General features: G+C 23.3%; 1 protein-coding gene. It reads right to left on the bottom strand.

The window, feature by feature from the left end; genetic code table 11:
• The coding region (locus ELQ12_RS10560) for a hypothetical protein (protein ID WP_208379414.1) at positions 1 to 210 on the bottom strand (210 nt) is incomplete at both ends.

Below are 210 nucleotides of genomic sequence, written 5' to 3'. Positions count from 1 at the left end.
TATTTAAATCACAAATATAATCTTGTAAAAATTCACTCAAATACATACTAGTAAATCCACTATTATAGCCAATTAGGGTGTTAATATACATTCCAATTCTAACTACATCAAAGCTATCAAACTTATGAATATCTTTTTTCAAAAAATCCTCTTCTAAACGAGTATTTAGAAAAAATAAAAAATCTTCAAAAACTTTAAATCTTTCCTTGT

Source organism: Campylobacter sp. US25a, assembly GCF_004379075.1.
Classification (GTDB): Bacteria; Campylobacterota; Campylobacteria; order Campylobacterales; family Campylobacteraceae; genus Campylobacter_D; species Campylobacter_D jejuni.
This window is presented reverse-complemented; position numbering and strand designations above follow the sequence as displayed.